This window comes from Ancylobacter gelatini, from assembly GCF_022601675.1.
Lineage (GTDB): Bacteria > Pseudomonadota > Alphaproteobacteria > Rhizobiales > Xanthobacteraceae > Ancylobacter > Ancylobacter gelatini.
Map to the genome: position 1 here is coordinate 45,003 of NZ_JAKVIL010000012.1, position 24,491 is coordinate 69,493.

A 24,491-nucleotide genomic window follows, 5' to 3' on the forward strand; every position below is an offset into this window, starting at 1 on the left:
TCGATGGCATGACCTAAATGGGACTATTGCCCCCCGACCCGATCGACTAGGGTCGGACGTACCGCTTCTCAAAAGGGTATTCGCCATGAAGATCGAGGACGTGCGCGCCAAAGCCTATTCGATGCCGCTGACCAGTCCGTCTTATCCCCGGGGACCCTATCGCTTCTTCAATCGCGAATTCCTGGTGATCACCTACCGGACCGACCCGGCCGCGCTGGCCAAGGTGGTGCCGGAGCCGCTGAAGGTGGTCGACCCGATCGTCAAATATGAGTTCATCCGCATGCCGGATTCCACCGGCTTCGGCGACTACACCGAGACCGGGCAGGTGATCCCGGTCGAGTTCAACGGCGTGAAGGGCGGTTACGTCCACTCCATGTATCTAGACGACGAGGCGCCGACCGCCGGCGGGCGGGAGCTGTGGGGCTTCCCCAAGAAGATCGCCAAGCCCAAGCTGCAGGTGGAGAGCGACACGCTGGTCGGCACTCTGCATTACGGCAGCGTGCTCTGCACCAGCGCCACCATGGGCTACAAATACGAGGCGCTCGACCTCGACGCCCTGCACAAATCGCTGCTGGCCCCGAACTGGATGCTGAAGATCATCCCCCATGTCGACGGCTCGGCGCGGGTGCTGGAACTGGTCGAGTATTATCTGGAGGACCTCGTGGTGAAGGAGGCCTGGACCGGCCCGGCCGCGATCGGCCTGTTTCCGCATGCGCTGTGCACGGTATCCCAGCTTCCGGTGCTGGAAGTGATTTCGGCCGCGCATTTCCGCACCGATCTCACGCTCGGCCTCGGCAAGGTGGTCTACGACTATCTGAAGGAATGAGCGGGCGCCTGGGCTTGTCCTCCGGCCCGGCCGCGGGCCGTCCGGGGTGACAGGCCGCAGGGCTGAGCTATCCCAAAGCCAGCCGTTCGCTCGCCATGAAGCCGAACAGCAAAGCGACGCCAAAGGCGGTGAGCGCCAGCGCGCTCGCCAGCTCGACGCCGCGCAGCAGCACCCCGGCGCCCGCGCCCGGCCGGTTGGCGGCGAGGCGGACCGCCAGATGCTTGGCGAACACCGCGATCGCCGCGATCGCGCTCACGGTAAGCGCGGTGCCGAGCCCCATCAGAAGGGTCGAGGCCGCGCCGACCCAGAAGATGCCCTGCGCCAGCGAGAATACCAGCACCAGGATCGCCCCGGTGCAGGGCCGCAGCCCCACCGAGAGCACCGCCATCGCCCAGTCGCGCCAGCCATTGCGCTTCGGCAGGTCGGACGGGTCCGGCATATGCCCGTGGCCATCCTCGCAGCCGCAGTCCGGGGTGTGGACATGGGCGGCCGTCCCCCGCCATGCGGTGATCAGCGCGCGCGCCTTGAGAAAGCTCAGCCGGGCGCCAAGCACCACCAGCAGCCCGTAGGCGGCGATCTCGATGGTGTTCACCGCCAGGCTCATGGTCGCGGCCGTGGTGCCGAGCACCGCCGCGAACAGGCCGGCGATGACGATCGCGGTCATGGACTGCGCGAGCGCGCTGGCGAAGGCGAGGCCGACGCCACGCTTCCACGTCGCCTCATTGGCCAGCAGATAGGAGGAGATGACCGCCTTGCCATGGCCGGGGCCGGCGGCGTGGAACACGCCATAGGCGAAGGAGATTGCGCCGAGCAGGTACAGCGCGTCGCCGTCTGCCTTGGCCTGCCGCACCGCGCCGGTCAGCAGCCGGTAGAACTCCGCCTGCTTGGCGAGGATGAAGCCCGAGATCCCGCCCGGCTCCGTCGGGGCTGCGCCGATGCCGAACGGGCTGGCCTGCGCCAGTGCCGGATGGGCGAGCGCCGCGCCGAGCAGCGCCAGCGCGAGGGCGGCCAGCGCGCGGTTCAAGAGCAGGTCACCGTGACCCGATTGGCGAATTGCGAGCCGAATTCCGAGGTCGAGGTCAGCGCGCTGAAGAAGCTCTCGCTCAGCGTGGTGGTCTGGCCGACGGCGGGGTCGGGCCGGTGCAGCGTCAACGCGCAGTCCTGCGCATTGCCGGCCAGCGTGATCGGGGCCTCGTCGGCGAGCTGGAAGGCGACGAAATAGGTCGGGTCGTAGACATCCAGCGTCAGCGCGCCCTTTTTCGGCTGGGGGGTCGCGAAGGGCAGGGTGAAATGCAGCGTCAGCGATTTGCCGTCATAGGTCAGCGTGTAGTCGTCGGCCGGCGGCAGGAACGCGACATCGGTCTTTCCCCGCTTGGCATAGGTGAAATAGTCGAACTCCTTGAGGGAATCGATGTTCACCTTGGCGAGGTCCTTCAGCGTCTCGTCGCTCGGCGAGCCGTCCGCCTTGGTCGGCAGGCCCTGCAGCGCGAAGGAGGAGAACGCCTCGTCGAAGGTCCAGTTGTGGCGCACGCCCTTGAGGGTGCCATCCGGCGCGTAGTCGAGCTCGGAGCGCACCTCGACCCAGACATGGGGATGGGCGGCCGCGGGGACCACAAGAGCGAGGAGGGCAAGCCCGCAGGCAAGGCACGCCGCGAAGAGCCGGTTGATCAAGGGCTGGTACCTTCCAAGGGGGATTCGTTCCTCATACGTGGCGCAGGAGTTCGACCGAATGGTGACGCGCTGCGCTTCAGCTGTTCATGCCGATGTGAAAGCCGCAAGCGAGACCTGGAGGGCGCTCCTGCGCCAAAGCAAGGCGATTTACCGCCGGAGTGGAAGGTGTTCTCCAGGACAACCCGCAAAAAACAGTCCAGACTGACGTTGGTGGCAAAGTTGTGGGCGGGGATGGCATGGTGATGGCCGGCACTTTCGCTGATCTGTCCGGCAGGATCGCCGGCATCTTCGGCTCCAAGCCCAGGCCAACCCGCATCGTCATCTTCGGCATCCATTCCGGCGACTGGATGCTTGCTCTCCGCCCGGACGCCCCGGTGTGGCGGCGGGTGCCCGGCATTGTCGAGGTGGCGGTCGTTCCCGACGATGACGCGGCGTCGATACCGCAGCCGAAGCAGGGCTTGCGCACCATCCTGCTGCCGCTGATGGAAGCCCATCTTATGGTGTGCCCGCGGCACCAGCATCATGGGCTGCTGCCGGACCTGCAGGCCGTGAAGGTGCTCGACCACAAGGCCGCGTTCTCCGGCTATTCGCAGGCGCAGGGGCTCACCGCCCTTTGTCCTGTCGCCTATCCGACAGCCGACCATGCGACATTCCCCTGCATGCTGAAGCGCTGCGACCTGAATGGCGGCGCTGGAATCGAGGTCGCCGATTCCCGCGAGCAGCTCGACGCCCTGCTCGCAATGGACCCGTGGCGGGGGCAGGAGGTCGTGCTGCAATCCTATGAAGGCGCGCGCCAGCAGATCGTCACGCACATGGTCTGCCTCGATGGCAGGATCCTATCCCACGCCTCGTTCATGCACATTCTGCCGGAAGGCGAGCGGGTGCGCCGCTGGTCGACGCAGGTGCAATCGGTCCCCTATCGCCCGAGCCGGCACGTGCTGCGGACGCTGCAACGTTTCCTCGCGCCGCTGCGGTTCAGTGGCCCATGCAATGCCAATTACATCGTGCGCGGCGATCAGAGCATCTGCGTCTTCGAGTTCAACCCGCGCCTTGGCGGCTCGCTCATGGTCCCCCAGCATGTCGAGACGCTGGCAATGATTCTGCGGGCGGTCATCGATCATGCGCGCCCGCTGCGCGCAACGTCCGCATAGCGGGCGGTCGAAAACGAAGAAAGGCGCCTCGCGGGCGCCTCTCCGTATTCTCAGTCTCAGACAATAGAAACCAGCGCTCACGCCGCCTTCTGCTTGGGCGCCAGCAGCTTGCGGTTGACCAGCACTTCCGCGATCTGCACCGCGTTCAGCGCCGCGCCCTTGCGCAAATTGTCCGAGACGCACCAGAAGGCGAGGCCGTTCTCGACGGTCGCATCCTCGCGGATGCGTGAGATGTAGGTCGCGTCCTCGCCGGCCGCCTCATAGGGCGTGATGTAGCCGCCGGGCTCGCGCTTGTCGACGACCAGGATGCCCGGCGCGTTGCGCAGCGCCGAGGTGGCTTCCTCGACCGTGATCGGCTTCTCGAACTCGACGTTGACCGATTCCGCATGCGAGACGAACACCGGCACGCGCACCGCGGTGCAGGTCAGCTTGATCTTCGGATCGAGGATCTTCTTGGTCTCGGCCATCACCTTCCATTCTTCCTTGGTGTAGCCGTCTTCCATGAAGACATCGATGTGCGGGATCACGTTGAACGCGATCCGCTTCGGGAACTTCTTGGCCTCGACCGGATCGGAGACGAACACGGCGCGGGTCTGCGAGAACAGTTCGTCCATCGCATCCTTGCCGGCGCCGGAGACCGACTGATAGGTCGAGATGACCACGCGCTTGATGGTCGCGAGATCGTGCAGCGGCTTCAGCGCTACCACGAGCTGGGCGGTCGAGCAGTTCGGGTTGGCGATGATGTACTTCTTCACGAAGCCCTTCACCGCGTCAGCGTTCACTTCCGGCACGATCAGCGGCACGTCGGCGTCATAGCGCCACGCGGAAGAGTTATCGATGACCACGCAGCCCTGCGCGCCGATCTTGGGCGACCATTCCTTGGACACGTCGCCGCCGGCCGACATCAGGCAGATGTCGGTGTCGGAGAAATCGTAGTTCTCCAGGGCTTTGCACTTGAGGGTCTTGTCGCCGAACGACACTTCCGTCCCGACCGAACGGCGGGAGGCGAGCGCGACCACCTCGTCGGCGGGAAAGCCCCGCTCGGAGAGGATGTCGAGCATTTCACGGCCCACATTACCTGTGGCACCGACGACGGCGACCTTGTAGCCCATCACAGTTTCTCCTGAAGGCCCTGCCATTCACAGGCTCGGGCGAGCGCGGGCTTTTACGCCGAAAGGTGGAGAAGGGCAAGGATGGCGCGCCTGCCAGGGTTGCCCCGCCCTCGGCATCCTCGCGCAGCTTGACGCCCGGCGCTGGATGGGTCCTACGGATACGCCATGGATTCCTTTTCGCAGATCGCCGCCGTCGTCTCGATCATCATCGGGCTGGGCATGACCCGGCTGCTGTCGGGCGGCATCGTGCTGTTCCGCGGCCGGCATCGCTCGCGGGTGGACTGGATCCCGCTGGTCTGGGCCGGCATCCTCTTCCTCGTCATCGTGCAGTTCTGGTGGTCGGTGAACCACATCCCGCCCGGCTTCAGCGGCTGGAGCATCGAGTCGGTGGTGGCGCTCTCGCTGCTCACCTGCCTGCTGTTCGTCTCGGCGGCGCTGTTGCTGCCGCAGTCCGAGGCCGATCAGGCGACCGATCTCGCTCAGTTCTTCGAGAATGAGGGCCGATGGTCGCTGCTGTTTTTCGCGCTCTACAATCTGGCGACCATCGCCGCGAACGGGTTCTTCTTCGGTGCGGATGTGCGCCAGCTCTGGGCGGCGCTCTCGCTGGTCGAGGTGGCGCTGCCGCTCGTCGCGTTCTTCAGCCCCACCCGGCGGGTGCGCGCGATCACCACGCTTGGCGCGGCGGTGGTGTTCGTGGCGATCCTCGTGCTGTTCACCGACGCCCGCTTCGATGCCACCCTGCGCATGGGGTTCTAACGCGGGGGCGCCTCACTCCGCCGCGTCGACGCCCGCCGGCTTGCCCACGCCGAAACGCTTCGCCACATAATCCTCGACGATCTTCTTGAAATCGTCGCGCAGGCTCGCGCCCCGCAGCGTGTGCGCCTTCTTGCCGTCGATATAGACCGGGGCGGTGGGGAACTCGCCGGTGCCGGGCAGCGAGATGCCGATATCGGCGTGCTTGCTCTCGCCCGGCCCGTTCACGATGCAGCCCATCACCGCGACATTGAGCGTCTCGACGCCGGGATAGTGCTTCTTCCATTCCGGCATCGAGGTGCGGATGAAGTCCTGCACCTCGAAGGCCAGTTCCTGGAAGGTGGTGGAGGTGGTGCGCCCGCAGCCGGGGCAGGCGGCAACCAGCGGCACGAAGGTGCGCAGGCCCATGGTCTGCAGCATTTCCTGCGCCACCGTCACCTCGCGGGTGCGGTCGCCGTTCGGCTCGGGGGTGAGCGAGACGCGGATGGTGTCGCCGATGCCCTGCTGGAGCAGAACGCCCATGGCCGCCGTCGAGGCGACGATGCCCTTGGAGCCCATCCCGGCCTCGGTGAGCCCGAGATGCAGCGCGTAATTCGAGCGCCGCGCCATCTCGGCATAGACCGTGATCAGGTCCTGCACCGCCGAGACCTTGGCGGAGAGGATGATCTTGTCGCGGGGCAGGCCGATGTCTTCCGCCAGCGCCGCCGACATCAGCGCCGAGCGCACCAGTGCCTCGCGCGTCACGGCGCGGGCCTCGGCCGGGCGCGGCAGACGCGCATTCTCGTCCATCAGCCGGGTCAGCATGTCACCGTCGAGAGAACCCCAGTTGGCGCCGATGCGCACCGGCTTGCCATGCTTGATGGCCAACTCGACGATGGTGGTGAAATGCCGGTCGCGCTTCTCGCCGAAGCCGACATTGCCGGGGTTGATGCGATATTTGTCGAGCGCGGCGGCGCAGTCCGGGAAATTCGCCAGCAGCAGATGGCCATTATAGTGGAAGTCGCCGACGATCGGGGTCTCTAGCCCCATCTTGAGCAGGCGCTCCTTGATCTCCGGCACCGCGGCGGCCGACTCGTCGCGATCCACCGTGATGCGCACGACTTCGGAGCCGGCGCGGGCCAGCGCGGCGATCTGCCGGGCGGTGCCGGCGGCGTCCGCCGTATCGGTATTGGTCATGGACTGCACCACGACCGGGGCGCCGCCGCCGACCGTGACCGAGCCGACCTTCACTGCGACCGTGTCACGGCGCGCGGCGGGTCCGGCAGCCTCCAGCTCCGGGGCGACGACGGGGGCGGTCGAAAGGGTGGACGCGACGTTCATGGGCGCGGGGCTCCGGGGCAACGACCGCCATCGGGTTAGGCCGGCGGCGCGGCGGCGTCAACCGGCGTCGGTGCTCGCGCCTTGCCGCACCAGCGCGGCCTCGCAGCGCGCGCAGGTGCCGGCGATCTCGATCACCGGCGTGCGGGGCGTGAAGCCGGCGGCCCGCGTCGCCCAGGCGAGATCTCGGCCCACGGCATGGGAGGCGACCTCGGAGGTGAGCCCGCAGCGCTCGCAGATCAGGAACACGATCACGTCATCGCGGCCATGCGCCCGCCCGCACGCCATGAAGGCGTTGCGGCTCTCGATGCGGTGGGCGAGCCCTTCGGCGACCAGGAAGTCCAGTGCGCGATAGACCGACATCGGCGCCGGCTTGTCGCCGCTCGCCCCGAGCCGCTCCACCAGCTCATAGGCGCCGAGCGGCACATGGCTGTCGGCCAGAGCTTCCAGAACCCGCCGACGCAGCGGCGTCAAGCGCGCGCCGCGCTCCTCGCAGCTCGCCTGCGCCCGCGCCAGCGCGTCGGAGACGCAGGCGCTGTGGTCGTGGTCGTGATGACCGTGGTCATCAGTTCCGTGGTGGTGGGACTGGTGCCCGCGGGTCTCGTGGTCGGCGGAGGGGTTCATACGACAATCGTACTCCAGCACTGGAAAACCGGAAACCATGGATGCACAAGGACGATAGGCAATTGGTCTGCGGGCGACGTTTGGCCTTTGCAGCCCGGGTCGTCGTGCTACCCTGCCGGTATGTAGGAAGTCACACGGCACAATGCGACCGCGCGAGCGCGGCGGATGCCGTTCAGTCAGGTCAGTTCAGGAGCGCCTTCTATGCTTAAGGGAAAGAACGCCGTCGTCACCGGCTCCACCAGCGGTATCGGCCTCGCCATCGCCCGCGCACTGGCGGCCGAAGGCGTGAACGTCACCCTGAACGGCTTCGGCGATGCCGCCGCGATCGAGAAGGAACGGGCCGGCATCGAGAGCGAGTTCGGCGTCAAGGCGATCTATTCCGCTGCCGACCTGACCAAGGGCTCGGAATGCGCGGCGCTGGTGAAGTTCGCGGAGGACACGCTCGGTTCGGTCGACATCCTGGTGAACAATGCCGGCGTGCAGCACGTCTCGCCTGTCGAGGATTTCCCGGACGACAAGTGGGACCTCATCATCGCGCTGAACCTCTCGGCCGCTTTCCACGCCATCAAGGCCGCCGTGCCGGGCATGAAGGCGCGCAAATGGGGCCGCATCATCAACACCGCCTCGGCCCATGCGCTGGTCGCCTCGCCCTTCAAGTCGGCTTACGTTTCCGCCAAGCACGGCATTGCGGGCCTGACCAAGACCGTGGCGCTGGAGACCGCGACCTTCGGCATCACCGTGAACGCGATCTGCCCCGGCTATGTCTGGACCCCGCTGGTCGAGAAGCAGATTCCCGACACCGCCAAGGCGCGCGGCATCAGCGAGCAGGAGGTGAAGGAATTCCTGCTGGCCGAACAGCCGACGAAGGAATTCGTCACGGTCGACCAGGTGGCGGCGCTGGCCGTGTTCTTGGCGGGTGACGCCGCCCGCTCCATCACCGGCTCGCTGCAGCAGATCGATGGCGGCTGGGTCGCCGAGTGAGCGCACAGGAGGACGACGACGTGGTCGAACGCCCGAAGCCGACCCGAGGCGCCGCAAAGGCCGGCACCAAGGCCCGCACGCCCCGCAGCGCCTCCTCCGCCCCGAAGAGCGGCGCGATCACGGCCGAGACAGCCGCGACTGAGGCTGCGAAGACCGACGACATGTCGGCTTCGGCCGCCAAAGCTGCGTCCGCGCCCAAGCCGGCGGTGAAAACGACCGCCAGGGCAACTGCAAAGCCGGCTCGCAACGCCGCGGCAAAAGTCGCGGCCAAAGTCACCGCAAAGCCGGAGACGGCTTCGGCTCCGGTGGAGTCGGCGCCTCCCAAGGAGATGCCGCCCGCAGCCTCGCCGGCCGATGTCTCGCCCGAGACGCTGGCCGGCGCCCTCGCGCCCAACGGCCCGACCGGGGCTGCGGCGGTCAAGCGCGAACAGGACGTCCCGGAGGCGGTGAAGGTGGCGCGCCGGCGCGGTGGCACCAATCTCAAGCCGCTCAACCTCGCGCTTCAGGGCGGCGGCGCGCATGGCGCCTTCACCTGGGGCGTGCTGGACCGTCTGCTGGAGGACGGGCGCATCGTCATCGAAGGCATTTCCGGCACCAGTGCCGGGGCGATGAACGCGGCGGTGCTGGCCTCGGGGCTGGCGCGGGACGGCAATGAAGGCGGGCGCGAGGCGCTTACCAATTACTGGCGAGCCGTTTCCAAGGACGGGCGCACCAGCCCGCTCCAGCGCACCCTGCTCGACCGGCTGCTCGGCAACTGGTCGCTCAACATGAATCCGAGCTACATCGCCTTCGACGTGATGAGCCGGTTCCTGTCGCCTTACGACTTCAATCCGCTGAACATCAATCCGCTGATGGACCTCATCGAGGAGCATGTGGATTTCGACGCGGTGCAGTCCTGCTCGCACGTCCATGTCTTCGTCAGCGCCACCAATGTGCACACCGGCAAGGCGCGGGTGTTCTCCAAGAAGGAACTGACGCCGGCCGCGATCATGGCTTCGGCCTGCCTGCCCTTCATGTTCCAGGCGGTGGAGATCGACGACGTGCCCTATTGGGATGGCGGCTACATGGGCAACCCGGCCATGTTCCCATTCTACGACGCGGTGAAGACCGACGACATATTGCTGGTGCAGATCAACCCGATCATCCGCCGCGAGACGCCCAAGACCGCGCGGGACATCAACAACCGGATGAACGAGATCACCTTCAACGCCTCGCTGCTCGCCCAGCTCCGCGCGGCGGATTTCGTCACGCGCCTGCTCAATCAGGGCAAGCTGGCCGAGAAGGGCAATGGCATCGACGGCTACCGAAATCTGCGCATGCACCGCATCGACGGCGCCGAGAAGCTGGTGGCGCTCGACGCCTCCACCAAGATGAACGCCGAGTGGGAATTCCTGCAATTCCTGCGTGATATCGGCCGCGAATCCGCCGAGACCTTCCTCGAAAAACATTTCGACGATATCGGCGTGCGCTCGACGCTCGACGTTCATGAGGAGCTCGCCCGGAGCTGAGCGGGGTGAGGGAGGCGTTCTCGCCTCTCGACGTGCCCGCGTCTTTGTGGTGAGAAGCGCGGCATGGAACAGGGTCCCGCCGCGTCCGACATCGTTTCCGCCACCGTCTCCGCTCCCGCCGGCATCGCCGCGCGGGTGCTGCATCGCGACGGGATGATGCTGGTGATCGACAAACCGCCCGGCCTTCCGGTCCACAAGGGGCCGAAGGGCGGCGAGACGCTGGCCGACCATCTCGACGCGCTGCGCTTCGGCCTGCCCAATGCGCCCGAGCTGGCGCACCGGCTCGACAAGGACACCTCCGGCTGCCTCGTGCTCGGCCGCCACCGCAAGGCGCTGGCCGATCTCGGGCGCGCCTTCGCCGACGGCACGGTGGGCAAGACCTATGTAGCCGTGGTGCGCGGCGTGCCGGCGCAGCCGCGCGGGCGCATCGAACTGCGGCTTGCCAAGCGCTCGCCCCATCGCGGCTGGTGGATGGCGGTCGACCCCTCGGGGCAGGAGGCGATCAGCGAGTGGCAGGTGCTGGCGGCCGGCGAGGGGCTTGCGGTGCTCGCGCTGTCGCCGCTAACCGGGCGCACGCACCAGCTTCGCGTCCATCTCGACGCCATCGGCCATCCGATCCTCGGCGATCAGATCTATGGCGGCGCCTCGCGCCTGCCGGGTGGGCCGATCCTGCATCTGCATTCCCGCCGCGTGGTGCTGCCGGGCCGGAAGGGGCGCGAGCCGATCGACGTGCGCGCGCCGCTCCCCGCCCATATGCGGGCGACGCTCGAGAGCGCCGGCTTCGAGGCTGCGAGCATCGAGGCGCTGGCGGACGCGGCGGTTTTCTCGCGCCGCGCGGGTTAGCTCAGACCAGATGCAGGCCGGGCTTCAGCCCCGTCGCCAGCCGTGCCGCGATCTGGCCGCAGCCGATCAACCCGGGCGTCGCGTGGGTGATAATGTGGATCGGCATCGCCGCGAGGCGCGGCTGGTGCGGGGGGTGATCCTCGAACATCTCGCGAAAATCCGAGCCGGCGAAGAACGGCTCCAGTGCCGCCGAGACACCGCCGGCGAGAAATACGCCGCCGCGGGCATTGATGGCGAGCGCGAGGTCGCCGGCAATGCGGCCGAACAGGCGCAGGAAGATGCGGCAGGTCTCCAGCGCCTCCGCGTCATGGCGCGTGGCGGCGGCGATCACCTCTTCCGGTGACAGCTTCTCGCCGGAAAAAATGTAATGGATGCGCGCCAGCCCCGAGCCGGACAGCGCGTGCTCCACCACCGGCGTGCCGAGATCGCGCACCAGATGAGCGAGCAGGCGGGCCTCCTCCGAATTCACGGCGCCGAGCCGCATGCGCCCACCCTCGCCGGTGATCGCCTGGGTACGCCGGCCGATGGTGAGAAGCCCGGCGACGCCGAAGCCAGTGCCGGGGCCGCAGATCAGCATCGGCCCCTTCGGCACGGCGCGGCCGGTGCCGACCGGCACCAGATCGTCCGCGGTGAGCGCCGGCACGCCATAGGCGAGCGCCTCGAAATCATTGACCGCCTCCAGCTTCTGCCAGCCGAAATGCCGGCGCATGACCCGCTTGGAGAAGGCCCAGTCGCGATTGGTGAGCTTCACGCCATCGCCGTCCACCGGCCCGGCCACGGCGAGCACCGCGCCGCCAATCGCCGGGCGCGTGCCGGCGGGGCGGGCGGCGATGTCGGCCTCGATCAGCGCCTCGAAGCCGGCGAAATCGTCATTGCGATGGATGCGGATATCGGCGGGAACGCCGTCCTTGCCGACCAAAGCGAGGCGGGAGGAGGTTCCGCCAATGTCGGCGATCAGGATCAGATGCGGCATGAAATTCCTGCACAGTACGAGCGAAGCACGACGACATGATTGGAGCCAATCTGGCCCTCATAGACAAGCCCCGAAGCCGGAACAGGTTGCAGCGAAGCGGTTTCATGCAACGCCTTCTTGCCCCGGCTTCATGGCGAGGTTGCGTTCGCGCGCCGGCAAGCCTAGTTCCTCCCCATGACCGATGCACCGCGACGCCCGTCCAAATCCCGCCCGTCCAAACCCGCTTCTGCCGCCCCGGGCCGAACGCCTCCCGACCTGCCGGGCCTGTCGGCGCGGCGCGCGGCGGTGGACGCTGTTCTGGCGGTGCTGGAGAGCGGCCGGCCGCTGGAAGAGAGCCTCGATCGCCTCACGCGGGAGCTGGAGGAGCGCGACCGCGCGCTGGCGCGGATGATCGCCGCGACCGTGCTGCGGCGGCTCGGCACGCTGCGCGCCCTGCTGCGCGCGGTGATGGAGCGCCCGCTGGCCGAGCGCGCGCGGCGCGCCGAGATCATCCTGCTGGCCGGCGCCGCGCAGATCCTGATGATGGACGTGCCCGACCACGCCGCGGTCGCCACCAGCGTCAGCCTTGCGGGCGAGGTTGCCGCGACCGCCGGCTTCAAGGGCCTGATCAACGCCGTGCTGCGCCGGATCGCGCGCGAGGGAGCCGCCGCGCTTGCCGCGCTGCCCGAGCCGCCGCTGGACCTGCCGCTGTGGATGGTCGAGGGCTGGAGCGCCGCCTATGGCGCGGACGAGGCGATGCGAATCGCGCAGGCGCTCGGCACCGAGGCGCCGCTGGACATCACCGTGAAATCCGACCCGCAAGGGTGGGCGGAGCGGCTCGGCGGCCGTCTGCTGCCGACCGGAAGCATCCGCCTGTCGGAGGCCGGCAATGTCACGGCGCTGCCGGGCTTCGACGAAGGCGCGTGGTGGGTGCAGGACGCCGCCGCCGCGCTGCCGGCGCGGCTGATCCATGCCCGGTCGGGCATGAGCGTGGCCGATATGTGCGCCGCGCCGGGCGGCAAGACCGCCCAGCTCGCCAATGCCGGGGCCGTTGTGACGGCGGTGGACCGCTCCGGCTCCCGGCTGAAGCGGCTGCGGCAGAACCTCGCCCGGCTCGGCCTTGAAGCGACCATCGTCGAGGCTGACGCGGCCTCCTGGGAGGGCGGGCCGTTCGACGCCATCCTGATCGACGCCCCCTGTTCGGCCACCGGCACCATACGCCGCCACCCGGACGTCGCCTGGACCAAGGGGCCGGGCGACATTGCCAGCCTCAAGGCGCTCCAGTCGCGCCTGCTGCGCCACGCCGCCAACCTTTTGAAGCCGGGCGGCATCCTGGTCTATTCCACCTGCTCGCTGGAGCCGGAGGAGGGCGAGAAGCAGATCGAATCGCTGCTCGCCTCCCGCGCCGACCTGTCGCGCGATCCGGTTCGCCCCGGCGAATGCGGCATCGCCCCCGAATGGATCAACGCGGCGGGCGAAGTGCGCACGCTGCCGGTCCACCTGCCGGACCCCGACCCGCGCCTTTCCGGGCTCGACGGCTTCTTCGCGGCCCGGCTGCGCCGCGCGTGAGCGAGAGTACCCGGGACAACCCGCCCTCGCCGGCGGGACGGCTGGACGTGCGTTCCCGCTTGGCTAAGCTGGTGGCATGGGGACGCCCGCGCGACACACGCCCGGAAACAGGGGATAAGCCACTGATGGCCCGCGATTTCTACGCGGATCGTGCGCGTGTCGCGCGATTCGCGACGGATTTCGGCTGGCGCCGCCTTTGCGTGCGCGCGATGCGCCATCCGTTGGTTCGCTGGTTCACGCCGCCGGTCTCGGTGCCCTCGCGCCTGCTGTTCGCCCCGCATGATCTGCGCACCGGCGATCCCACCCGCGCGCACGAATTCTATGCCGGCCGCTTCGCCTTCGCCGGCAAGGTGGTGACCACCGACGGCGCCTCGCCATTCGAGATGGATCCCCCCTCGCGCGAATGGGCGGAGGAGCTGATGAGCTTTTCCTGGCTGCGCCATCTTCAGGCCGCGGGCACGCCGATCGCGCGGGCCAATGCGCGGGCGCTGGTCGGCGACTGGATTGCCGCCCGGGCGCATCTCGATCCCGCCGCCGCCGCGCCCGATGTCGCCGCGCGCCGGGTGATCAGCTGGCTGACGCAGGCGCCGCTGATTCTCCAGTCGGCCGACGCCATCTTTCATCGCCGCTTCCTGCGCAGCCTCGCCGCGCAGGTGCGCTATGTGCGCAGCGTCCAGCGCTATGCCCGCGACGGGCGGCCGCGCCTGCTCTGCGCGCTGGCGCTGTGCTTTGCCGGCCTGTGCATGGCCGACCAGCCGCGCCTGCTGCGCTCCGGCCAGCGCCGGCTGGTGGAGGAACTGGAACGGCAGGTGCTGGCCGATGGCGGGCATGTCGGGCGCGATCCCGGCGCGCTGATCGAGCTGCTGCTCGACCTGCTGCCGCTGCGCCAGAGCTTCGCGGTGCGCCATCTGCCGCCGCCGCCGGCACTGCTCAACGCCATCGACCGCATGATGCCGATGCTGCGCTTCTTCCGCCATGTCGACGGCTCCTTCGCGCATTTCAACGGCATGGGGCCGACCCCGGCGGACTGGCTCGCCACCGTGCTCGCCTATGACGATGCGCGCGGCCGGCCGCTGTCGAACGCGCCCTATTCCGGCTATCAGCGCATGGAAGCCGGCGGCACGGTGCTGATCGCCGATACCGGCGCGCCGCCGCCGATCCCGGTCAGCCACGAGGCCCATGCCGGCTGCCTGTCCTTCGAACTGTCGAGCGGGCGCAACCGGCTGGTGGTCAATTGCGGCATGCCCGCCACGGGGCGCGAGGGCTGGCGCGCCACCGCCCGGCAGACCGCTGCCCATTCCACGGCCGTGATCGAGGAGGCATCCTCGTGCCGTTTCGTCGCCGGAGGGCTGATGAAGCGCATATGCGGCACGCCGGTACTGGAAGGCCCGGCGGATCTGCGCATCGACCGCGCCCTGCGCGGCGGGGCCGATGTGCTGCTGGCGAGCCATGACGGCTATGCGCGGCGCTTCGGCGTGGTGCACCAGCGCTCCTGGCGGCTTTCTCCCGATGGCGGGCGGCTCGATGGCGAGGATCTGTTCCGGGTGGCGCAGGGCGAGGAATTCGCCAGCGACCAGCACGAGGGCTACGCCATACGTTTCCATCTGCACCCGCTGGTGCGCCCCGCGCGCGCGGCGGACGGGCACACCGTGCTGCTGCATTTGCCGGATGGCGACGACTGGGCGTTCACCGCCCCGGAGGCCGCGGTCAGCATCGAGGAGAGCATCATGCTTGCGGCCAATGGCGGCGCGCGGCGGACCGAGCAGCTTGTCATCGTCGGGCACGCCCGCCAGACGCCGCGCGTCTCCTGGACCTTCATGCGGGTGCAGGGCCTCACGGGCTAGGCGGGAGGCCGTGCGCGTGGTTTGCCGGGCTGCATTGCCGCGCGGGACGGTTCACGCGGGGGCGTGGACGTGGTACGCGGCCTCAATCCCGCAACAGACCCGGCCGCATCCATGTCCACCGACGCTACTGCCCCCGATATCCGCCCCATCGCTCGCGCCCTGCTGTCGGTTTCCGACAAGACCGGGCTGGTGCCGTTCGCGCAGGCGCTCGCCGCCCATGGGGTGGAGCTGGTCTCCACCGGCGGCACCCGCAAGGTACTGGCCGAGGCCGGGCTGAGCGTGCGCGACGTCTCCGACCTCACCGGCTTTCCCGAGATGATGGACGGACGGGTGAAGACCCTGCACCCCAACGTCCATGGCGGTATCCTCGCCATCCGCGCCGATGCCGGCCATTGCGCCTCGATGGACGCCCACGGCATCGTGCCGATCGATCTGGTGGTGGTGAATCTCTACCCGTTCGAGGAGACGGTGGCGCGCGGCGCGGGTTTCGACGAATGCGTCGAGAACATCGATATCGGCGGCCCGGCGATGATCCGCGCCGCCGCCAAAAATCATCACGACGTCACGGTGGTGGTCGATCCTTCCGCCTATGAGACCGTGCTGACCGAGATCAGCACGCTGGGCGGCACCACCGGCATCACCCGCCGCAGGCTGGCGCAGGCGGCCTATGCCCGCACCGCCTCCTATGACGGGGCGATCGCGAGCTGGTTCGCGAGCGTGGAGGGCGACGCCGCCCCGGCCGGCCGGGTGTTCGGCGGCCGCCTCGCCGAGGCGCTGCGCTATGGCGAGAACCCGCATCAGGAAGCCGCCTTCTATATTGGCGGCACGGCGCGCGCGGGTGTGGCCACCGCGCGCCAGCTTCAGGGCAAGGCGCTGTCCTACAACAACCTCAACGACACCGACGCCGCCTTCGAGGCGGTGTCCGAGTTCGACCCGACCCGGGCGCCGGCAGTGGTGATCGTCAAGCACGCCAATCCCTGCGGCGTGGCGGAAGGGTCGACACTGGTCGAGGCGTACCGCAAGGCGCTGGCCTGCGATCCGACCTCCGCCTTCGGCGGCATCGTGGCGCTGAACCGCACGCTGGACGCGGAGGCCGCCCGCGCCATCGTGGAAATCTTCACCGAGGTGATCGTCGCCCCGGACGCGACCGACGAGGCGATCGAGATCGTCGGCTCGAAGAAAAACCTGCGCCTGCTGGTCACCGGCGCCCTGCCGAACCCGCGCGCGGGCGGGCTTGCCGTCAAGTCGCTGGCCGGCGGCCTCTTGGTGCAGTCGCGCGACAATGCCGTGGTAGACGACATGGAACTCAAGGTCGTGACCAAGCGGGCGCCGACCAATTCCGAACTCGCCGACATGGCCTTCGCCTTCCGCGTCGCCAAGCATGTGAAGTCGAACGCCATCGTCTATGCGAAGGACCTCGCCACGGTCGGCATCGGCGCCGGGCAGATGAGCCGGGTCGATTCGGCCCGCATCGCCGCGCGCAAGGCGCTGGACGCCGCCGAGGCGGCCGGCCTTGCCGAGCCGCTGACCAAGGGCTGCGTGGTGGCCTCCGACGCCTTCTTTCCGTTCGCCGACGGGCTGATCACCGCCATCGAGGCCGGCGCCACCGCCGTGATCCAGCCGGGCGGCTCGATCCGCGACGCCGATGTGATCGCGGCGGCGGATGCGGCCGGCATCGCCATGGTCTTCACCGGGGTGCGCCACTTCCGGCATTGAGGCGGTTGCTTCTCGGCCAATAAAAAAGCGGGGCAAGGTGCCCCGCTTTTTCGTGTCCGGTATCTGGCGCGATCGAAAGCGGCGCGATCAGAAGCGATACGTCACGCCCACGCCGATCAGCCACGGGTTGAGGTCGGCCTTGCCGTTCAGGGCGGCGCCGGCGACGTCGATGTCGAAATCCGGCTCCAGGAAGATCTTCTTCACGTCGACGTTGAAGCCCCAGTGCTCGTCGATCATGTAGTCGAAGCCGGCCTGCAGCGCGAAGCCCCAGGCGCCCTTGACGTCGATGTCGGTGGCGGCGCCTTTGGCGGACTGGTCGAAGAAGAAGGTGTAGTTCACACCGGCGCCGACATAGGGCTTGAACGCGCCGAAATCGGTGAAGTGGTACTGCAGGGTCAGGGTCGGGGGCAGCAGCCACACCTCGCCGACCTTGCCGAGCGCGTCGATCGTGCCGGCGCCGCTGATGTCGTGCGGCGTCACGGCGAGAATGAGTTCGGCCGCCCAGTTCTTGGTGAAGTAGTAGGTGATGTCGAGTTCCGGCACCACGGCATCGGAATAATCGAGGTCCGAGCCCGGGATCTGGTCCACCGAGCCGCTATCGGTCGGCATGACGTAGAGCGCGCGGACGCGAATCTGCCAGGGGCTCTGCTCCTCGACCACCGGGATCACCGGCGCCTTGTAGACCGGCGTCGACACGTCGGCAGCGCCCGCCGCGTGAAGGCCGCCAGACGTGGCGAGAGCCGCCACGGCGGCCAGGCTGGAAATCGCGAAACGATGCATCGACATGAAGCAACCCCTTTGAATCCCCCGGGCCGGATGCGTGTCATCGGGCCGCCACGCATTCCTCGCGCCATCGACCTCACGCGGGATTGATCCACGTCAACGGCGTGCGCGTGCGCCGCGCCGTGTGACCATCCGGCAACAATCGCGCGGGGCGTGTTGTCATTCGGCTGAGGGGTATAAGCTGCAACCATAGGCCCGGCCGATCCATGAAGGCCAAGAGGCTGCCGCCGTGTTCTGGCAGGCCGGAAACATGTCCGGCGCCGGGACCGGACGGCGCGAGTGATTCGAGCATGTTGCCGTCGGGGCATGCTCCAAGGGAGGTGCAGATCATGGGTGTCGAAGGTTTCCTCGCCAGCGAGGACGAACGCGTTGCGCGCCAGCTTGTCGAGCAGGCCGACCTGATCCTTCAGGCGGTGGACGACGAGGTTCCTGTGCAGTTCGCCAGCCGCCTGTTCGGGCGCGCGGTGGCCGAGGATGTGCGGCTCTACACGCCTCATGAACTGGTCGCGCTGGCGCGCCTCGCCTTCGACGACCTGAAGCAGCGCCGCCCCGGCGGCGCCGATATCCGCCTGCACCAGCCGGCCGCCGTCGAAGGCGGCGAGCGGCTGGCAAGCGTCACCGTGGTCGAGATCGTCAATGACGACATGCCGTTCCTGCTCGATTCGGTCACGGCGGCTCTGAACGCGCGCGGTCTCACCGCCTCGCTGGTGGTGCATCCGATTCTGGCCGTGGAGCGCGACGGGGACGGCGTGCTGCAGGGCGTCGCCGCGCCGGGCGAGAAGCTGGCGGGCCGGATGCGGCGCGAGAGCCTCATTCACATCCACGTCCCGCGCGTCGAGGACGCGGCGGAGCGCGACGCGCTGGTCGCCGAACTCGGGGCCGTGCTCGGGCAGGTGCGCTCGGCGGTCCATGCGTGGCAGCCGATGATGAAGGAAGTGGCCGCCGCCGTCACTGAACTTCGCGAGGCGCCCGCCACCGTGCCGCGCGAGGAGGTCGAGGAGGCCGTCGCCTTTCTGGAATGGCTGCTGGACGGCAATTTCACCTTTCTCGGCTCGCGCAATTACGACGTGGCGGAAGCTGCCGCCGGCCGCCCGAGCCTTGCCAGTTTCCGCCGCCGCATGACCGACGCGCTCGGCCTCTTGTCGGATTCGGACATGCGGCTGTTCCGCCCGCCGGTCGATGACAGCGAGGCGGTGAGCGCCGACCTGACCCAGGTTCTCGCCGCGCCGAGCCCGCTCATCGTCACCAAGTCGCGCACGCTGTCGCTGGTGCACCGGCGGACCTGGATGGATGTGGTGGTGGTGAAGCGCTACGATTCCGAGGGCCGGGTGCGCGGCGGGCTGTGCATTGCCGGCCTGTTCACCAACACCGCCTATGCCAGCTCGGTGTCGGACGTGCCGCTGCTGCGGCGCAAGGCGGCGGACGTGCTGGCCCGCGCCGGCTTCGACGCCACCAGCCATTCCGGCCGGGCGCTGGTGAAGGTGCTGGAGAGCTATCCGCGCGACGACCTGTTCCAGATCGATCCCGCCTCGCTCTACCATTTCACGCTGGCGATCCTGCAACTCGACGAGCATCCGCGCGTGCGGGTGCTGGCCTGGCGCGAGCGCTTCGACCGCTTCGTCTCGGTGCTGGTCTTCGTGCCGCGCGACCGCTATGGCAGCGAGGTGCGGCTGCGTATCGGCAACCTTCTGGCCGAGAGCTTCGGCGGAACGGTGATCAATTTCCGGCCGCTGTTCCTCGAAGGCCCGCTGACCCGCGTGCACTTCACCATCGAGCTGACCGGCGCGCGCGCCCCGGAACCGGGTCGCATCGAGCTGGAGGCCCGGGTCTCCCAGATCATCCAGACCTGGAACGACGCCTTTGCCGGCGCGCTGGCCGTGGTGTTCTCTCCCGAGATGACGGCGCGTCTGAAGGCGCGCTATGGCGAGGCGTTCCCGGCCGGTTACCAGGACAATTATTCCCCCGAGGCCGCGCTGGCCGATTTGCGCCTCGTCGAGAAGCTGAGCGAGGCCAATCCGGTCGCGATAGATTTCCACCGGCCCGCGCGTTGGAGCGGCCGCGACCGTGTGGCGCTCAAGGTGCTGAGCTACAACATGCCGCGCCTGCTCTCGGAGCGTGTGCCGCTGCTGGAGGCGATGGGCTTCGTGGTGGTGGACGAGCGCACCTTCACGCTGGAGCCCGCGGGGGGCGCGCCGACCTATGTGCACGACATGGTGCTGTCGCGCCGCGGTGGCGGGGAGATCGAGCTTGAGGCGCTGGAGACGCGCCTGCATGCCTGCCTGATGGCGGTGCTGCGCGGGCAGGCCGAGAGCGACGGTTTCAACGCGCTGGTGCTCAATGCCCGGCTCGGCTGGCGCGACATCGTGCTGCTGCGCACGCTGGCGCGCTATCTGCGCCAGATCGGCATCCCGTTCAGCCAGGACTATCTGTGGGAGACGCTGAACCGGCATCCCGCCATCGTCGACCGTCTGGTCGCGCTGTTCCATGCCCGTTTCGACGAGGGGGCGGATGACGCCCGTGCGGCGCGCGAGGACGCGATTCGCGCCGAGATCGATACCGCGCTCGCCGAGGTGCAGAGCCTCGACGAGGACCGCATCCTGCGCCGCTTCGCCAATCTGATCGACGTCGCCCTGCGCACCAATTTCCACCAGACCGGCGAGAGCGGGGCGCCGCCGGCGACGCTGGCGGTGAAGTTCGACAGCCGCCGGGTCGAGGGCCTGCCGCTACCGCGCCCGCTGTTCGAGATCTTCGTGCATTCCCCGCGCGTCGAAGGCATCCACCTGCGCTTCGGCCGGGTGGCGCGCGGCGGCCTGCGCTGGTCGGACCGGCCGCAGGATTTTCGCACCGAGGTGCTGGGCCTCGTCAAGGCACAGCAGGTGAAGAACGCGGTGATCGTGCCGGTGGGCGCCAAGGGCGGCTTCGTGCCCAAGCAGCTCCCGGCCAGCCCGCGCGAGGCGGTGCAGGCGGAAGGGACGGAAGCCTACAAGCTGTTCGTCTCCTCTCTGCTCGACCTCACTGACAATTACGAGGGGACGGACATCCTGCACCCCCCGCGCGTGGTGCGCCACGACGAGGACGACCCCTATCTCGTCGTCGCCGCCGACAAGGGCACCGCGACCTTCTCCGACACCGCCAACGCGCTGTCGCAGGCGCGCGGCTTCTGGCTGGGCGACGCCTTCGCCTCCGGTGGCTCGGTCGGCTACGACCACAAGGCGATGGGCATCACCGCGCGCGGCGCCTGGGAGGCGGTGCGCCGGCATTTCCGCGAGATGGACACCGATATCCGCGTCTCGCCCTTCACCGTCGCGGGCGTCGGCGACATGTCGGGCGACGTGTTCGGCAACGGCATGCTGCTGGAGAACACCATCAAGCTGGTCGCGGCCTTCGACCACCGCGACATCTTCCTCGACCCGACGCCCGATCCCGTGGCCGCGCTCAAGGAGCGCCAGCGCCTGTTCGCGCTGCCTCGCTCGTCCTGGCAGGACTACGACAAGAGCCTGATCTCGGCCGGGGGCGGGGTGTTCTCGCGCGCGGCGAAATCCATCCCGCTGGCTCCGGCCGTGCGTGAGGCGCTGGGCTTCGACAAGGCCACCGCCTCGCCCGCCGAGGTGATGAGCGCCATCCTCAAGGCGCCCGTGGACCTGATCTGGTTCGGCGGCATCGGCACCTATATCCGCGCCTCCTCCGAGACCGATGCGCAGGCCGGCGACCGTGCCAATGACGCCATCCGCATCACCGGCGCGGATGTGCGCGCCAAGGTGATCGGCGAGGGCGCCAATCTCGGCGTGACCCAGCGCGGGCGCATCGAGGCCGCCCGGCGCGGCGTACGGCTCAACACCGACGCCATCGACAATTCCGCCGGCGTGAACACCTCCGACGTCGAGGTGAACATCAAGATCGCCATCGGCCCGGCCACGCGCGACGGCCGGCTCGACGACGAGGCACGCAAGGCGCTGCTCGGCTCGATGACCGACGAGGTGGCGGCGCTGGTGCTGCGCAACAACTACCTGCAGACGCTGGCGCTCTCGCTCGCGCAAAGTCAGGCGCTGGCCGAGCTCGGCTTCCACCAGCGGCTGATGCAGCAATTGGAGGCGCGCGGCCTGCTCGACCGCGCGGTCGAGTTCCTGCCGGGCGATGCGGAGCTGACCGAGCGGCGCGGGCGCGGGGAGGGGCTGACGCGGCCCGAACTCGCCGTGCTGCTGGCCTATGCCAAGCTGACCGCCCATTCCGACCTGCTCGACACCGACGTGCCGGACGATCCGTATCTGGCCGGCGAGTTGACCGCCTATTTCCCGCCCGAGCTGCGCGAGCGGCTGCCGGATGGCATCGAGGGGCACCGGCTGCGCCGCGACATCATCGCGACCCAGCTCTCCAACGCCATGATCAATCGCGGCGGCCCGGCCTTCGCGGCCCGGCTCGCCGACGAGACCGGTGCGGATATCGGCTCGATTGCCAAGGCCTTCGCTGCCACCCGCGACGGCTTCGGCGTCGAGGCGCTGAGCGACGAGATCGACGCGCTGGACGGCACGGTGCCGGGCGCGGTGCAGCTCGACCTCTACGCGACCGTGCAGGAACTGCTGCGCGACCGCACCGTGTGGTTCCTGCGCAATGTCGATCTGCGCCAGAGCCTCGACGAGCTGGTCGCGCATTATGCGTCCGGCATCGCCCCGGTGACGGAGGCGCTGACCGGCGTGGTGCGCGAACTGGTGCCGGAAGAGACCCGCGCGTTGCACGATGCCCGCATCGCCGGCTGGGTGCAGGCCGGCGTGCCGGAGCCGCTGGCCCGGCGCGTGGCGCGGCTGCCCTCGCTGGAGAACGCGACCGACATCGTGATGATCGCCGATCGCACCAAGGCCGACCTCGTCGATGTCGCGGCGACCTTCTTCGCGGTGGGGCTGCATTTCCGGCTCGACCGGGTGCTGGGTGCGGCGCGCCATCTCTCGGTGCCGGATTATTACGACCGGCTCGCGCTCGACCGCGCTCTGGCGCAGTTCGAGGTCGGGGTGCGCCGGCTCACCGCCGAGGTGCTCGACGGCTATGGCTCCGGTGCCGAAGGGGTGGAGAAATGGGCGGCCGCGCGCGGCGCCGAGGTCGAGCGCGCCCGCAACGGCGTGCACGAGATCGCCGGCTCCGGGCTCTCGGTCTCCAAGCTCTCGGTGGCGGCCAGCCTGATCGGCGATCTGGTGAAGGGCTGAGGCGGGTGGCGGGCGTCAGGCCCGCCACTCCCTTCGCTCGGGCGCATCAGCCCAGGCACTCATCCTCGGTCTTGCTGTAGCCGGCGGGCTTGGGCGCCACCTTCTGCGGCTGTCCGCGATCCAGCGCGCCGTCCGAGCGCGCGCGCAGATAGACGAAGATGGCATCGATGAAGCACATCACGTTCGGGTCGTTGCCGAGCGCGGGCATGACCAGCTCCTGGCTGGCGCTGACGTTCTTCTTGCCGTTGGTTACGACATCGAGGAACTGGCTGTAGCTCAGCGTCTTCAGCGCATCGACGAGCGAGGGGCCGAAGCTGGAGCCGAGCCCGTCCGGGCCGTGGCACTGCAGGCAGTTGGCACCGTAGCGCAGATAGCCGATCGACGTGTACCAGTCGACCGTGCCGTCCTTGTCGATCTTGAAGGTCGGGTTGCCCTGCGCGTCGCTATATTCGCCGTCGGACGAGCTGGCGGCGGCGGGGTCGCCGGTGCCGTCGGCCTGAAGCGGCGACGACACGACGAGAAGAAGGGCGGCAAGCGCCACCCCGGCCTTGATGTTCATGCAAACCTCCCGGCGCCCCGACCTGTTGTTTTGTGTCGGATCGCCGGGGCGCAAGGATGCTCGCGCCGACAGGGGGGACGGTCAAGCGGGCTGTCCGCCTTGCCGGACGATGGCGCCGATGGCGTTAACGACGAGCCGCGCGGCGGTCAGCGCGGAGAGGTTGTCGATATCGGCGGGCGGGTACAGCTCCACGAGGTCGAAACCCGCGATCCGGCCACGCTTTCCGGCGCCGGCGATGAGGTCGATCGCCTGCGTGTAGGTGAGCCCGCCCGGCGTGCGGGACGCGACCGCCGGCATGATGCCGGGATCGAGGCCGTCGCAGTCGAGCGTGATCACCACCCGCGCGCCCTCGGGGATATGGCGCAGCGCGGCCTCGACGCCATGGGCATGAACCTCGCGGGCGGTGACGAAGCGGCTGCCATAGCGCCGCGCCGCCTCGATCTCCTCAACCCGCGCACTGCCGACGCTGCGCAGGCCGACCTGCACCATGCCGGCGACATGGCCCATTTCGCTGGCTCGGCGCATCGGGCTGGAAAAGCCCAGCCGCTCGCCATAGCGCTCGTCGCGCCAGTCGATATGGGCGTCGATCTGCAGAATCCAGATCGGGCCATGGCCGGCGAAGGCGGCAAGGAAGGGGATCGGCACGGAATCGTCACCGCCGATCAGGATCGGCACCGCACCCAAGGCGAGAATGTCGCGGGTCGTCGCCTCGATCCGTGCCCGGTTGCCCGGATTGTCGTCCGGCGCGGTCGGGATGTTGCCGCTGTCGATACAGGAAATCGGTCCGCCATCGAAGAGCGGGCCGCCGAGGTCGAAATCCCAGTGCGCGACCAGCGCTGCATCCTCGAAGCTGGCGGCGCGGATCTCATCCGCGGCCCGCGCATAGCCGTGGCTGTCCTTGCCGGGATAGGTGGTGCCATGACCGGCACCGATGATCACGGCGCGGGGACGCTGTTCCCCGGCGAGGCGCTCGGGCAGGCCGAGAAAGGAAGGCTGGGTCATGTCGCGGTGGCAGGTTTCGCCTTCTCCCCGAGGGGGAGAAGGGTGAGGTGAGGGGCCTCGAAAGGGTAAGGACCCCGCCAACGCG

General features: G+C 68.7%; 19 protein-coding genes. 10 read left to right on the forward strand and 9 right to left on the reverse strand.

Translation table 11 applies throughout. The annotated features are described in order from the left end of the window. Positions 1 to 85: 85 nt before the first annotated feature. Complete coding sequence (locus MKI84_RS18150; RefSeq protein WP_241621667.1) at positions 86 to 826, forward strand: acetoacetate decarboxylase; 741 nt, start codon at positions 86 to 88, stop codon at positions 824 to 826. 67 nt (positions 827 to 893) lie between these two features. On the opposite strand, the gene MKI84_RS18155 is transcribed toward MKI84_RS18150, so the two are convergent. Beyond that, a complete protein-coding gene (locus tag MKI84_RS18155; protein ID WP_241621668.1) occupies positions 894 to 1,850 on the reverse strand; it encodes a nickel/cobalt transporter in 957 nt (318 codons plus the stop codon). Continuing rightward, positions 1,847 to 2,497 carry a DUF1007 family protein gene (locus tag MKI84_RS18160; protein ID WP_241621669.1) on the reverse strand — a complete coding sequence of 217 codons (651 nt, stop codon included), beginning with the start codon at positions 2,495 to 2,497 and terminating at the stop codon, positions 1,847 to 1,849. The genes MKI84_RS18155 and MKI84_RS18160 overlap by 4 nt, the downstream gene beginning before the upstream one ends. A gap of 242 nt (positions 2,498 to 2,739) precedes the next feature. Here MKI84_RS18160 and MKI84_RS18165 point away from each other — a divergent pair, with 242 nt between their 5' ends. Next, complete coding sequence (locus MKI84_RS18165; RefSeq protein ID WP_241621670.1) at positions 2,740 to 3,648, forward strand: CarB family protein; 909 nt, start codon at positions 2,740 to 2,742, stop codon at positions 3,646 to 3,648. A gap of 77 nt (positions 3,649 to 3,725) precedes the next feature. Here the strand turns inward: MKI84_RS18165 and MKI84_RS18170 are convergent, their stop codons facing one another. After that, positions 3,726 to 4,760, reverse strand: a complete 1,035-nt coding sequence (locus MKI84_RS18170) for an aspartate-semialdehyde dehydrogenase (RefSeq protein WP_241621671.1) — start codon at positions 4,758 to 4,760, stop codon at positions 3,726 to 3,728. Between the two features lie 165 nt (positions 4,761 to 4,925). Between MKI84_RS18170 and MKI84_RS18175 the strand changes: the two genes are divergently transcribed. Beyond that, positions 4,926 to 5,516, forward strand: a complete 591-nt coding sequence (locus MKI84_RS18175) for a hypothetical protein (RefSeq protein WP_241621672.1) — start codon at positions 4,926 to 4,928, stop codon at positions 5,514 to 5,516. Between the two features lie 12 nt (positions 5,517 to 5,528). Here MKI84_RS18175 and ispG read toward each other — a convergent pair whose 3' ends face one another. Further along, the gene (gene ispG / locus MKI84_RS18180; protein WP_241621673.1) at positions 5,529 to 6,833 is read right to left on the reverse strand and encodes a flavodoxin-dependent (E)-4-hydroxy-3-methylbut-2-enyl-diphosphate synthase; all 1,305 of its coding nucleotides are present in this window, start codon (positions 6,831 to 6,833) and stop codon (positions 5,529 to 5,531) included. Between the two features lie 57 nt (positions 6,834 to 6,890). After that, complete coding sequence (locus MKI84_RS18185) at positions 6,891 to 7,454, reverse strand: Fur family transcriptional regulator (protein WP_241621674.1); 564 nt, start codon at positions 7,452 to 7,454, stop codon at positions 6,891 to 6,893. A gap of 201 nt (positions 7,455 to 7,655) precedes the next feature. On the opposite strand from MKI84_RS18185, the gene MKI84_RS18190 reads away from it, so the two are divergent. The 3 genes from MKI84_RS18190 (at position 7,656) to MKI84_RS18200 (ending at position 10,786) form a co-directional block, all read left to right on the forward strand. After that, positions 7,656 to 8,435 carry a 3-hydroxybutyrate dehydrogenase gene (locus MKI84_RS18190; protein WP_241621675.1) on the forward strand — a complete coding sequence of 260 codons (780 nt, stop codon included), beginning with the start codon at positions 7,656 to 7,658 and terminating at the stop codon, positions 8,433 to 8,435. A 20-nt stretch (positions 8,436 to 8,455) separates the two neighbouring features. Then, the gene (locus tag MKI84_RS18195; RefSeq protein ID WP_241621676.1) at positions 8,456 to 9,943 is read left to right on the forward strand and encodes a patatin-like phospholipase family protein; all 1,488 of its coding nucleotides are present in this window, start codon (positions 8,456 to 8,458) and stop codon (positions 9,941 to 9,943) included. Positions 9,944 to 10,006: 63 nt separating this feature from the next. Beyond that, positions 10,007 to 10,786, forward strand: coding sequence for an RluA family pseudouridine synthase (locus MKI84_RS18200; RefSeq protein ID WP_241621677.1), 780 nt, complete (start codon positions 10,007 to 10,009; stop codon positions 10,784 to 10,786). Between the two features lies 1 nt (position 10,787). Here MKI84_RS18200 and MKI84_RS18205 read toward each other — a convergent pair whose 3' ends face one another. Beyond that, on the reverse strand, positions 10,788 to 11,759 hold the full coding sequence (locus tag MKI84_RS18205) for a glucokinase (RefSeq protein ID WP_241621678.1): 972 nt from the start codon (positions 11,757 to 11,759) through the stop codon (positions 10,788 to 10,790). 174 nt (positions 11,760 to 11,933) lie between these two features. Here MKI84_RS18205 and rsmB point away from each other — a divergent pair, with 174 nt between their 5' ends. The 3 genes from rsmB (at position 11,934) to purH (ending at position 16,867) form a co-directional block, all read left to right on the forward strand. After that, entirely contained in the window at positions 11,934 to 13,307 is a 1,374-nt protein-coding gene (rsmB, locus tag MKI84_RS18210; RefSeq protein WP_241621679.1) for a 16S rRNA (cytosine(967)-C(5))-methyltransferase RsmB, read from the forward strand. A gap of 125 nt (positions 13,308 to 13,432) precedes the next feature. After that, a complete protein-coding gene (locus MKI84_RS18215; protein ID WP_241621680.1) occupies positions 13,433 to 15,151 on the forward strand; it encodes a heparinase II/III family protein in 1,719 nt (572 codons plus the stop codon). Positions 15,152 to 15,262: 111 nt separating this feature from the next. Continuing rightward, entirely contained in the window at positions 15,263 to 16,867 is a 1,605-nt protein-coding gene (gene purH / locus MKI84_RS18220) for a bifunctional phosphoribosylaminoimidazolecarboxamide formyltransferase/IMP cyclohydrolase (RefSeq protein WP_241621681.1), read from the forward strand. A gap of 87 nt (positions 16,868 to 16,954) precedes the next feature. Here purH and MKI84_RS18225 read toward each other — a convergent pair whose 3' ends face one another. Further along, the gene (locus MKI84_RS18225; protein WP_241621777.1) at positions 16,955 to 17,647 is read right to left on the reverse strand and encodes an OmpW/AlkL family protein; all 693 of its coding nucleotides are present in this window, start codon (positions 17,645 to 17,647) and stop codon (positions 16,955 to 16,957) included. A gap of 332 nt (positions 17,648 to 17,979) precedes the next feature. Here MKI84_RS18225 and MKI84_RS18230 point away from each other — a divergent pair, with 332 nt between their 5' ends. Next, on the forward strand, positions 17,980 to 22,845 hold the full coding sequence (locus MKI84_RS18230) for an NAD-glutamate dehydrogenase (RefSeq protein WP_241621682.1): 4,866 nt from the start codon (positions 17,980 to 17,982) through the stop codon (positions 22,843 to 22,845). A 46-nt stretch (positions 22,846 to 22,891) separates the two neighbouring features. On the opposite strand, the gene MKI84_RS18235 is transcribed toward MKI84_RS18230, so the two are convergent. Further along, positions 22,892 to 23,404, reverse strand: a complete 513-nt coding sequence (locus MKI84_RS18235) for a c-type cytochrome, methanol metabolism-related (protein WP_241621683.1) — start codon at positions 23,402 to 23,404, stop codon at positions 22,892 to 22,894. Positions 23,405 to 23,485: 81 nt separating this feature from the next. Further along, positions 23,486 to 24,406, reverse strand: a complete 921-nt coding sequence (locus tag MKI84_RS18240) for an agmatinase (protein WP_241621684.1) — start codon at positions 24,404 to 24,406, stop codon at positions 23,486 to 23,488. Between the last annotated feature and the right edge of the window lie 85 nt (positions 24,407 to 24,491).

Coding starts and splice junctions, on each gene's coding strand:
- MKI84_RS18150 (WP_241621667.1), top strand. CDS start 86: ATGAAGATCGAGGACGTGCGCGCCAAAGCCTATTCGATGCCGCTGACC.
- MKI84_RS18165 (WP_241621670.1), top strand. CDS start 2,740: ATGGCCGGCACTTTCGCTGATCTGTCCGGCAGGATCGCCGGCATCTTC.
- MKI84_RS18170 (WP_241621671.1), bottom strand. CDS start 4,760: ATGGGCTACAAGGTCGCCGTCGTCGGTGCCACAGGTAATGTGGGCCGT.
- MKI84_RS18175 (WP_241621672.1), top strand. CDS start 4,926: ATGGATTCCTTTTCGCAGATCGCCGCCGTCGTCTCGATCATCATCGGG.
- ispG (WP_241621673.1), bottom strand. CDS start 6,833: ATGAACGTCGCGTCCACCCTTTCGACCGCCCCCGTCGTCGCCCCGGAG.
- MKI84_RS18185 (WP_241621674.1), bottom strand. CDS start 7,454: ATGAACCCCTCCGCCGACCACGAGACCCGCGGGCACCAGTCCCACCAC.
- MKI84_RS18190 (WP_241621675.1), top strand. CDS start 7,656: ATGCTTAAGGGAAAGAACGCCGTCGTCACCGGCTCCACCAGCGGTATC.
- MKI84_RS18200 (WP_241621677.1), top strand. CDS start 10,007: ATGGAACAGGGTCCCGCCGCGTCCGACATCGTTTCCGCCACCGTCTCC.
- MKI84_RS18205 (WP_241621678.1), bottom strand. CDS start 11,759: ATGCCGCATCTGATCCTGATCGCCGACATTGGCGGAACCTCCTCCCGC.
- rsmB (WP_241621679.1), top strand. CDS start 11,934: ATGACCGATGCACCGCGACGCCCGTCCAAATCCCGCCCGTCCAAACCC.
- MKI84_RS18215 (WP_241621680.1), top strand. CDS start 13,433: ATGGCCCGCGATTTCTACGCGGATCGTGCGCGTGTCGCGCGATTCGCG.
- purH (WP_241621681.1), top strand. CDS start 15,263: ATGTCCACCGACGCTACTGCCCCCGATATCCGCCCCATCGCTCGCGCC.
- MKI84_RS18225 (WP_241621777.1), bottom strand. CDS start 17,647: ATGCATCGTTTCGCGATTTCCAGCCTGGCCGCCGTGGCGGCTCTCGCC.
- MKI84_RS18230 (WP_241621682.1), top strand. CDS start 17,980: ATGGGTGTCGAAGGTTTCCTCGCCAGCGAGGACGAACGCGTTGCGCGC.
- MKI84_RS18235 (WP_241621683.1), bottom strand. CDS start 23,404: ATGAACATCAAGGCCGGGGTGGCGCTTGCCGCCCTTCTTCTCGTCGTG.
- MKI84_RS18240 (WP_241621684.1), bottom strand. CDS start 24,406: ATGACCCAGCCTTCCTTTCTCGGCCTGCCCGAGCGCCTCGCCGGGGAA.